We start from the raw sequence: 10095 nt of genomic DNA, 5'->3' as shown, positions 1-10095 counted from the left end.
TGCCAATCTGGGTTAACTTGACAGAGACAGTAAAACTGCTCATCGCTGAGATTGACTGTATCTAAGTTTAAAATCACTGCTGCCATGGCTATATTTCGCCCTAGAAAACACTCTAGTCTTAATTATAGTCAATTAGATTCCTCGCCACAGTGCGATCGCACCGTCTTGATCTCCAGTGACTAACCAACGACCATCATGACTGGCAACCATTCTTAGGATGACGTTTCCCTTCAGGGTATTCAAGCGCCGACGGGTATTAACATCCCAAAATTTGACAGTTCCATCCCCGGAGGTGCTGGCTAAAACTTTACCCCCATCGAGCAGGGCCATATCGGTTACAGCGTCGTTATGGGCGAGAATAGTAGTGGTGCCGATGCCGCTTTTCACTTGCCAACCGCGGATCGAACCGTCTTGACTAGCAGTACCGGCGGTATTACCATCCTTGGAAAAAAGCACCCGATAAACGGGGAATAAATTACCCGCATAGGCACGAATAAAGCGACCGGTACTCACTTTCCACAGTTTAACGAAGCCATCGTAATCGGCGCTAACAATTCCTTTACCATCGGGACTAAATGCGATCGCCTGAATCGGATGATTATGACCGCGCAGGGTTTTTAACAGTGTACCCGTCTGAAAATCCCAGAGTTTGACTGTACGATCCCAGCTACCCGTGGCCAAAATTTTGCCATCGGGAGAAATAGCGGCATCAGTAACGAGAAAAGCATGGCCAGGATAGGTCATTTCTAATTTTCCGGTGCGCGTATTCCAGCGTTGCACTTTTCCCCCCGCATCGGCAGTTACGAAAGTCTCACCATCGGGACTAAATTGGATAGCGTTAACGGTATCACCTAGTTGCCAAGTCCTGAGAGGTTTTTGGGTTTTTAGGTCCCATTCCCTAACCGTGCCGTCAAAACTACCACTTAGCAGCAAGGAGTTATCGGGACTAATGGCCAAAGCATAGATGGGATCCTGATCGGCTTTTAAAATAGTAACCCGTTCGACCATCTGCCAAGGAACGATTTCTGCTAGGGGAGACGCTTGCGGAGTGATGGTTTTCCCTTTTTCCCGATTGACTGCACAACCACCGGATAGCAACAGCAGCAATAATAACGATAACGTCGGTTGATAAAGGGTTATTTTCATAGAATTTTGCCGTTGTCAAAATCAACTTAAACTACTTTAAACTTGAATGGGTAAAATTTGAATAGAATAACGACAACGAGGAACAAGATAAATGACAAATTCTTGATTGGTTGTGTTGGCTTCTTCTAGAACATTCTGTAAATTTTCACCGTGAGCAATCACTCCTTTTTCATTATAAGCAATGTATTGATTTTTATATAAATCAATCACGGTGTCACGATTTTTGTTTAACCAACGTAACATTTCTTGGGCTTGTTCTTTAGAGATTGAGTTGGTCATAATCTTCCTAGGGAGAGACGTTTTTGATCAGAAGAAAAGCAGTGCTAATCAGTTTATTTTTGTCAATTATAGCTTCTATTTGCTCCGATTGATACCGACCTGATTCGACTTCTAAAGAAGCGGCATCCAAAGCATTAAGATAAGCATCGTTTAAAGTGTCTGTTAATTCCTGATCACTTAAATAATATCCTGCTGCTTTTCGGCGTTTATTGTGGCGTTGAATTTCTCTAACACTATTGCGAATGGAGACATCCCAAGAACGAGTGGTTCGGTTTTCTGCCTGTTGTTTAATTAAATGAAGTAATAAGATAACAGCATAACTACGAATGGTGCTAATAATCCCATTTTTGCTCATATCTTCAAGGTCTTCTACAATCGCCAGTGAACCTTTAATATCACCTTTTAAGAGCAAAGCTTTTAATTCTAAAAGTTCTTCCATAATCCAATTTCTTCCCCAAATACCCCTTAATTATATCTTGCCACAAGTCTCTCTATCCCAAAGCTCATTTAAGACCATCTTGAACAAAAAATTAATCATTTTTTCATTTATTTTAAGCTTTTCTGTGCTAGGCTATGGTTGTTTATCTAAAAATGGAGTTTTTAATTATGACTCAAAAATTAGCAAAATTAAGCGATTTTCGGCGATTGTATGGGCGAATTGCATTCTATCTCTAATGTATAAATGCGATCTCCTTCTTTTAACTTTAAGCTAAAATAGATTGAGTTCGTTGTGATCGATCGATGGGAAAAAAAGAAAGACTGCTAGAAAAGGCCAAAAACTCACCTCAAGGATTACGTTTTAGCGAATTTGAGAGTTTGCTTAATCTTTGTGGTTGGACTTTTGACCATCAAACAGGAAGTCATCACATTTGGTATTCATCCAAGAGAGTCCGTCTATCTATTCAACCGACAAAAAACGGTGAAGCGAAAGCTTATCAAGTTAAACAATTTTTAAAAATACAGGAGGAAGAAAATGAATCCAACCACCGAGGATTTTAACGGTTTTAGCATTAATATCTTCCAAGATGAGGAGAGAGATTGGATAGCATACTTAGTAGAAATGCCTAGCGTTTCCGCTTTTGCTGATAGCCCCCAAACAGCACTCAATGAATTAATTGTAGCTTGGGAAGGCGTTAAAGAAAGTTATCGTCAACATGGTGAAGAAATTCCTCATTTAGCTATGACAAAAAATTAGGCACACTAGCAGGGTCTTGAAACAATTTAGTACAAATGCTCGGACTTTTTTTTCCCAACCCCTAACCCCAAATTCTGCTACTCAGATTCAGGTTTTTTAGCGTCTTTTTCTGGGGTATTAGCGGGGGGATTTGGGGCTATTGTCGCAATTTGGGCGGCCATTCTTGTCATTGCTTGACCTTGGGCGAATTCCTGCTGTAGTTGTTCGCTAGAAGAAACCAAACGACTTAAACCCTGGATTAAACGGATAATTTCCTGTCGCAGTTGCGGATTACCGGTAATTTCATCCACATCGGAGGTGATTTTCTGAAGATTGGCAAAAGCAGCACGAGAGGAGTCGAGGAGTTGCTGTAGGGTGACAACAGTGGCAGGATCGGAGAGATAAGCGGTAAAATTTCCCAAATTTTCACTTAATTTAACAGCATTTGCCGAAATAGTGTTTAAATTCTCGATGATTTGGCTTTTCTGCACTTGCGTCAGGATCGGATCCAAAGCAGCGAGAGTAGTTTGTAGGCGATCGCTAGTAGTTTTGATACTATCGAGAGTAGCAATTAAACGATTTTGATTAGCTGCCAAAAAAACCCGCAGTTCTTCGGTGGTTTGTCCCACCAAAAGCAGCGTTTTTCGGGCCTCTACTAGGGTAGCGTCTAAATTTCTCAGGCCGCCACTTCCCTGTAAACTTCTCAGTAAAGTAGTCGCTTCCTGACTCAATCCCCCGACACCGGAAAGATCACTAGAAAGGCGATCGAGGGAACCGGATACTTGGGGTAAGGATTCTAGAGATCTCATCCCCGAATTAACTTTACCTAGAGTACCGCTGCGACGTACCTCGCTTAAAGCAGTGGTTGCCTCACCACTAAAGCGATCGAGTCCCCCCAAGGCATTGGCAGCGCGTTGGGTAAAAGAACGAAATCCGGCCACCATATCGGGATCGCTAACTAGATTAGAAATTCTCAGTAAAGATCTGATCAGGGTATTGACATTTAGCGCCGATTGCCCTTGTAAACGGGAACCGTTACAGATAATCACCTCCCCATTACAGTTAGGACTCAAAGGGGGTTCTTTAACACCACCGACGGGTAAAGCTTGCAGGGGAGTAATATCGATCGTGGTTTCACCGACTAAACCGGATTGAATGGCTTCGATGAGGGAATTACTGGGAATTAGGCGATCTGCCGGCGAAATCTCCACTTCTACGGCGACTCCCTCCGGTTCTGGGGTAATTGCCGTCACTTGCCCGATTCTCACTCCCCGATAACCGACGCGGGTTCCCACCATCATGCCACCCACATTAGGAAAAAGAAAGGTGGCTCGATAACTGCGTCCCCCGAAGCTAAAATTACTTAACCAAGCGATAAACCAGATTAATATTCCCCCCGATGTCAGTAACATTAAACCGATACCACTTTGCCGCAGAGTTGGGGAAATCCCCCGTTGTGAACCGCCAGCTTCCATAAATAATTACTCCTCATCTCTACACAGTATCTTACAGGAGAAATCGGGGGATTTCAGTGATCAGTGATCACTGATCACTGAATTGGTCCGTCGATACTGCCGGTAAAAAATTGCTTGAGTACGGGGATTTCCGAGTGATAAGCCTCTTGAGTCGGTCCAACCCATTGAAATTGACCTTTATAGAGAAAAACGATGCGATCGGTGGTATTTTCGATGGTGCTGTGGACGTGGGTGACAATCAGATGGGCCCCACAGGCTTTTTTTAGCTTGAGAAGTTCCATAATTACCGTCTGGATGCGGGTAGAAGCGACGGGATCCAGTCCGGCAGTGGGTTCATCGTAAAGGAGAATGTTCGATCGATCGGCGGCGATCGAGGGATCGCTGATAATTGCCCGGGCTAAACTGACGCGTTTTCGCATCCCTCCGGATATTTCAGAGGGATAGAGGTCGTAGGAACCGGACATTCCCACTAAATCCAGTTTTTCTTCCACTAAATCGCGGATTTCGGCTCGTTTTAGCTTTGAGTGGCGATAGAGAGCAAAACCGACATTTTCCCCGACGGTGAGGGAGTCAAAAAGGGCCGATTGTTGGAAAACTAGACCAACACCGAGGGGATCTTCCCCCTGTTCTACGGTTCTCTGCCGTTTTGTGCCGTAGATGTACACTTCTCCCCGATCGGGGGCCAGTAATCCGGCGACTAAGCGCAAAATGGTCGATTTTCCCGTCCCCGATGGACCGATCACGCCGATCGCTTCCCCTTCGTACACTTTCAGATCGACGTTATTTAAGATTACTTTCTTGCCGAAAGCTTTAGTTACTCCCCTTAATTCGACGATCGGTTCGCGCATCACCATCTAGAATATCTTTACAAAAATGTCCTTTTATTGTAGGGCAACGACCCGATCTTTCTTTTTTTTCTTTTCTGGTTTTATGGTTCGCGATTCTATCTGCATTTCGGGAATCTCTCGCAATTCTTCGGCATCTAAACGATATTGTTCGCAGACAAGACTGAGACGAATACCAGAACAGCTAACGGGATTAACTGAATGGGTGAGATCTCCTTGAAAGAGGATCAGGGTGTTAGCACAAGGACGAATCTGGGCCACGGAACGATGACGGTTTGCTAGTACCAGTTCCCCCCCTTGAATATCTCTAGGAACCTGCACATAAAGGACGCTAACTAGGAGCGGGGGAGCGATCGTTTTACAATAGGAGCGCAGGGAGCGATCGATATGGGGATCTACCCGTGAACCGGTTTGTAGGAGTAAGGGGTTAAGATAAAAAGCGTTGCATTCAGCTTGTAAACTGCGATCGAGATAGGGTTTAAAATAGGGAAAAATTCGTTCGACTTCGCTGATTTGTGTGCGTCGAAAAGCGATAGAAAAGCCTTTGGTTTTAACGAAATCTCGATTTAAATTGTTAACTGTGAAGTGGGGACAAGCGAGAATCTGTCCTTGTAGTTCGCTCAGATAACTGGGAGTAAAAGCGTCGGGATATTGGGAATAGTAAGGCACGGATAGAATCGGAACTAGATAGCAATCTTTAGGATAGCTTGTTTTTAGGGGAGATGGGGATAATTTTCCCAGAAGTGTTCTGTCTGTGTGCATTTTAAGATATAAAGTTTACCAATGTCATGAGGTATGTTCATTAAACCTCTGGCATAATTAATTTTTGAGGGTTTAAAAACGGCAAAAATATCGACGACCGACTCAGAGACTCCCCAAAACGAAAACTTCGTACCTCACCATTAAGATAACTGCTATCACCAAAGCCCCTAAAATAAAAATATCACAGTTGCTCTATTTTTGTTTGCAACTCTTTAAGCTCTAGATGTTGATTAATATCAAGCTGATTGATTGCCCAATTATAAAAGTGACGTAGTGAAATGTAGTTAGGTTCTTGTCGCTGCATTTGTTTTTGAATATCCTTACCATGAAACCAAATTAGGTATTGTTTTTTTTGCCAAAAATCCTCTTGCTCAAACTGGTTTTGATAGCTATTAAGACTTGTTTGAAAGGCTTCTACTGTAACTGATTCTAATGCTTGTCTAAATTGATTGATTAAATTGACTGCTTGCTCTTGGCATTGTTTCAGTGCTAAGGATTCAGGTAATTCACCACTACTACCTGTCCAAGTTGTTTTTAATTGTTCCCGTGCTTGGCTCTTTCTCAATAAATCACTTAAAGCCCAGCGTACTGCTTGATAAGATAGTATAGTCCTAGCGCTAGTTTCAATCCATTTCCATATAGTCTGTTGATCTGGAGGCTTTCCATGTCCCCATTTAGAGCTAGGATTGTCCACTTTTTCTTGGTATTTTTCCGTCCAATAACTAGATATTAATTCTGCATCTAAAAGATAATTTTCGATACAGGATCGATAGGTTAAATAAGTAAAGTTATTACCTAATCTAGTCTCCAGTTTAAGCAATTGAATGTCGGAAGTTGATTGCATCAAAATCTCGATCACGAAAGACTATATATCTCTGATTACTCATCTCGTTACGAGAGAAGTAGCCTTGGACAAAGCTTGAAAATGTAAACTTACCTCCGGCGGGAATAATTGTACATCTATCTCCCGATATATCGGCAACTATTTTGTTTATCAATCGATAATCTAAGCTATCCGACTTGCCTTCACAAAAAATTGTTCTGCCACCGCTAACAACAGTCACAATTACACCTCTAGGCGAATAATACAATCTTCAGGTACTAGCTGTTCTACATAATCGGAGTGAGTTGTAATGATGAACTGATTATTTTTACCTAACTTGGGTAAGGCTCTTAATAATGCCTGCTGCATTGGTGGGTGCAAGTGTAACTCGATTTCATCGATTAAAATAACAGAATTATGGATATTCCAATTAGCAAAGTCTAATAGGATGGGGAAAATAGAACGTTCACCTCCAGACATCTCAGAAATTTCATATTGATTTTTGCCATCGTAGAGATAAAACCAAGGTTTGCTGAAAAAGTCATCTACACCCTCTCTTGGGACAGAACCTTCAAAACTACGCTCGATAAAAATAGCTTTGTAATTGCGTTCAAGTTCTGCATATAAATCTTTCTGACCGGAGCGCATTTGTGGGATTTGACCACTGATATTTTTTTGATGAAACTGCCATCGTGTTGCTAACTGATCTCGTAACATATCATCGGTAAATTCAATTTTATCGGTATTTTCTGGTGTTAAACTGCTAGATGTTCTTTGTTCTGTGTACCAAAGAATAGTCCCCACTTTTTCAAAAACTCTAAAACCCAACGTTCGGGACAGTTGTTTGGCGTATTCCCTACCCTTGAATTGAAATAATTCTGAGGCACTTGCTGCTTGCACCCGATTATTTCGCCATTTAAGAGTTACAATATCTTTATCGCTGGGAGGTGTTAATTCTCTCCCTAGTTCTTGAAGTTGACTATAGAAGTCTTGAACTGCTTGAATTTCTGGAGAGGAAAATTGGACTTTGAGAGTGACTTCTGGCGAAAATTGACCCCAACTTCTTCCTAAAAGTTCATAACTAAAGCCAGGCCAATCTAGATCAGAAAGATTTTTTAATCGTCCAGTAGCTTCTCCTAAAGTTGCGGCAATTGCTTGTAAAATACTGGTCTTACCAGAGCCATTCATCCCTATTAAAACAATTAGGTCTCGTGCTAAACCTGTTTCGGCATCTGTAAAATCAAATAGTTCTCCAGAATTACGAAATCTCTTAAAATATTTTAAGTTAACTGACTGAACTTTCATATAGATAGCTATTGACAAGAAAGCGAAAATCTGACGATTTTAGAAAGATGAATAGATAGTATAATTATCTAGAGACAAAACTGTAACGATAACTTAACTAAGATTAGATAAATAGCCCTGGCCAAGGAAAATGGTCGGTTATTTACACAGTTCTTCTATCCTCCCCTTAATATTTTAACAGCCGATCGTCCCTAATTTCTAAATCATTGACTACCCACGGTTTACAATAGTTAAGAACCAACGGCAAGCAAGAATTAACGATGGGGATTTCGATCAACTGGGGGGAGGATTAAGCCTACCAAAAGTGAAATTACGGGAATTTTCCCCTAAAAAAGATTTATCTCTGGAAATATCAGAAAATAAAGCTTGTCCTGCTTATATTGGTACGGTGATCGAGGGGGTAAAAATTCGCCCATCTCCGCTATGGTTGCAACAGCGTTTACAGGCTGCCAGATTGCGATCGCTCAATAATCTGGTCGATATTACTAATTATGTCCTCAGCTTGACTAACTATCCTTAATTCTCCGAGGGATTTATTGTCGAGCCGATTTTCTACCGTAGCGGTTGTTATTGTTAACTTTTTGATTGACTAATCAAATACCTCAAATTCCTGGCCGATCTTGCCAAAATATTCCCCCAAACGTTGTTGAATGATATTAATATACTGATCTTCAATTTCAATACCAATAGTCTGATAACCTAATTCTAGAGCGGCAATTAAAGTTGTACCCGTTCCAGCAAAAGGATCTAGAACTATATGACTGTTATCCTGTGGTAGAAATAACTCGAGCAGTTTTCTAATCAATGATAAAGGTTTAATCGTACAATGCTCATCAAAATTTTCATCCCGTCCTTTAGAAAAGCCCTCTAAAATATTGGATTGAAAAGAGCCGTCACTTAGTATAGCTTTGAAGGGACCTAATCCAGTCATTTGTATAGTTTCAATATAATTGTTTTTTAGAGGCTTCTGCACAATAACTATAGCTTCCCATTCATTTCTCAGGCAAGTATGCCAACCTTGCCATTGTTTGGCATTAGTATCACCAATTTTGTCAAGTTTTTTCTCAATATTTAATCCTTTGGGAATGCCTGAATGTCGTCTATAAACCAGCACATCTCTAGCATAAAAACCGGCATTTTCAAGAGCAATCTGAATATGAGCTAGTGTTCTTGTGCTACTAAAAACAGCGACAACAGCCCCCCTTTTACAAACACGCATTAGTTCCTTTGACCAATCTGTTGCCCATTCAATATAATTGACCACATTTTCGCGATTGCGTTGATACCAACGCTCATTGCGAACCCCACCAGCTAACCCACTTCCATAGGGAATATTTTTTACCAGTGTGGAACTGTTTTGAATGCGTTCTCTGCGTCTTTGGATTTCATCATGATCCCAATTTCTGCCAATGAACTCATAATTATAGGGTGGATCTGTGATCACACAAGATATACTAGATTCTTCTAGTAAAGTGAGAAGTTGGCTACAATCACCGTGCAGAAGTTGCCATCTTTTTGAGATATTCATCGGGCAATATAAAACTCCTGTGTTTCAGAAAATTTATCAAAAGCTTTCAGCAAATCGAACCCACTGCGATCAAGTATATAATCAAAACTTTGTTGGCTCTGCAAAACGATCCAGCCACCCAGATGACAAGCTTTAATCGCTGCTGGTAAGTTATCCTCTCGCACAATCAGTAAAATAGGTCTAAGTCCTCTTTCCTGTAATAGTTTTCCATACTGTTTAAACTTTTTAAGTGTGCCAGAATCTCCCGAACCAATTCTATATTTAGTATCAATGGCATCTCTACCTAAAATGCAGTCACAAGGTTGATCATCTGCAATCTTTAAAGCCGGTTGATAATCTAAACAATTAGCCTTAAAAACTTCTGTCACCAGACGTTGCCAACACATTCCTAGTTCCCTGCCCCAATACTGACGATTTTCCCTTTTTAAACTAGGAGTAATTCCAAATACCCTCATAAGCGGATCATAATCATCATTTTCTTCTCCATAGATTTTGTCACTAAAAGAACTTTGGTATTGTCTCAAAATTCCCTTGAGGAGGTTTTCTATTTGATCGGGTGGCATCAATAATCCTTTTTGATATAGATAGCTAACTACTGATTATCTCCCCAAATTATCGGTAATCTGTTCCAAGATAATATCACCCTTGGCCAAGGAAAATGAGCGGTTATTTACACAGTCCTTCCATCTTGCCCCTAATATTCTAACAGCCGATCGGCCCTAATCTCTAAATCATTGACTACCCACGGTTTACAATAG

At 41.1% G+C, this 10095-nt stretch carries 12 protein-coding genes and 2 pseudogenes; 3 read left to right on the top strand and 11 right to left on the bottom strand.

The window, feature by feature from the left end:
• The 4 genes and pseudogenes from IM500_RS17340 to IM500_RS17325 form a co-directional block, all read right to left on the bottom strand.
• Positions 1–86 (bottom strand): annotated as a pseudogene (locus IM500_RS17340) (Uma2 family endonuclease); the annotation flags it as partial.
• 46 nt (positions 87–132) lie between these two features.
• Positions 133–1146 carry a WD40 repeat domain-containing protein gene (locus IM500_RS17335; RefSeq protein WP_190723124.1) on the bottom strand — a complete coding sequence of 338 codons (1014 nt, stop codon included), beginning with the start codon at positions 1144–1146 and terminating at the stop codon, positions 133–135.
• Positions 1147–1182: 36 nt separating this feature from the next.
• Positions 1183–1425: a DUF5678 domain-containing protein gene (locus IM500_RS17330; RefSeq protein ID WP_190723125.1), complete on the bottom strand. Its 243-nt coding sequence runs from the start codon at positions 1423–1425 to the stop codon at positions 1183–1185.
• 7 nt (positions 1426–1432) lie between these two features.
• The gene (locus IM500_RS17325; protein WP_287730672.1) at positions 1433–1864 is read right to left on the bottom strand and encodes a DUF29 family protein; all 432 of its coding nucleotides are present in this window, start codon (positions 1862–1864) and stop codon (positions 1433–1435) included.
• A 302-nt stretch (positions 1865–2166) separates the two neighbouring features.
• Here IM500_RS17325 and IM500_RS17320 point away from each other — a divergent pair, with 302 nt between their 5' ends.
• Positions 2167–2424, top strand: a complete 258-nt coding sequence (locus IM500_RS17320) for a type II toxin-antitoxin system HicA family toxin (protein ID WP_190723127.1) — start codon at positions 2167–2169, stop codon at positions 2422–2424.
• On the top strand, positions 2399–2620 hold the full coding sequence (locus IM500_RS17315; protein ID WP_190723128.1) for a type II toxin-antitoxin system HicB family antitoxin: 222 nt from the start codon (positions 2399–2401) through the stop codon (positions 2618–2620). The genes IM500_RS17320 and IM500_RS17315 overlap by 26 nt, the downstream gene beginning before the upstream one ends.
• A gap of 77 nt (positions 2621–2697) precedes the next feature.
• Here IM500_RS17315 and IM500_RS17310 read toward each other — a convergent pair whose 3' ends face one another.
• From IM500_RS17310 to IM500_RS17290, 5 genes are all read right to left on the bottom strand, one after another.
• Entirely contained in the window at positions 2698–4074 is a 1377-nt protein-coding gene (locus IM500_RS17310; protein ID WP_287739138.1) for an MlaD family protein, read from the bottom strand.
• 74 nt (positions 4075–4148) lie between these two features.
• Positions 4149–4928 (bottom strand): ABC transporter ATP-binding protein, encoded by a 780-nt coding sequence (locus IM500_RS17305; RefSeq protein WP_159297613.1) that lies wholly within the window; start codon positions 4926–4928, stop codon positions 4149–4151.
• A gap of 27 nt (positions 4929–4955) precedes the next feature.
• On the bottom strand, positions 4956–5588 hold the full coding sequence (locus IM500_RS17300; protein ID WP_190723130.1) for a 2OG-Fe(II) oxygenase: 633 nt from the start codon (positions 5586–5588) through the stop codon (positions 4956–4958).
• 274 nt (positions 5589–5862) lie between these two features.
• Complete coding sequence (locus IM500_RS17295) at positions 5863–6525, bottom strand: hypothetical protein (RefSeq protein WP_287739136.1); 663 nt, start codon at positions 6523–6525, stop codon at positions 5863–5865.
• Positions 6526–6747: 222 nt separating this feature from the next.
• Positions 6748–7809: an AAA family ATPase gene (locus tag IM500_RS17290; RefSeq protein ID WP_287730668.1), complete on the bottom strand. Its 1062-nt coding sequence runs from the start codon at positions 7807–7809 to the stop codon at positions 6748–6750.
• A 280-nt stretch (positions 7810–8089) separates the two neighbouring features.
• Between IM500_RS17290 and IM500_RS17285 the strand changes: the two are divergent.
• Positions 8090–8329 (top strand): annotated as a pseudogene (locus IM500_RS17285) (phenylalanine--tRNA ligase beta subunit-related protein); the annotation flags it as partial.
• Between the two features lie 69 nt (positions 8330–8398).
• Here the strand turns inward: IM500_RS17285 and IM500_RS17280 are convergent.
• Complete coding sequence (locus IM500_RS17280) at positions 8399–9337, bottom strand: DNA-methyltransferase (RefSeq protein WP_190723133.1); 939 nt, start codon at positions 9335–9337, stop codon at positions 8399–8401.
• Positions 9334–9900 carry a restriction endonuclease gene (locus tag IM500_RS17275; protein WP_190723134.1) on the bottom strand — a complete coding sequence of 189 codons (567 nt, stop codon included), beginning with the start codon at positions 9898–9900 and terminating at the stop codon, positions 9334–9336. Before IM500_RS17275 ends, IM500_RS17280 begins: the two co-directional genes overlap by 4 nt.
• Between the last annotated feature and the right edge of the window lie 195 nt (positions 9901–10095).

This window comes from Microcystis sp. M179S2 (assembly GCF_020245805.1).
Lineage (GTDB): Bacteria > Cyanobacteriota > Cyanobacteriia > Cyanobacteriales > Microcystaceae > Microcystis > Microcystis aeruginosa.
Note: the sequence above shows the minus strand (reverse complement) of the source record. Positions and strands in the feature narration are given on the sequence as shown.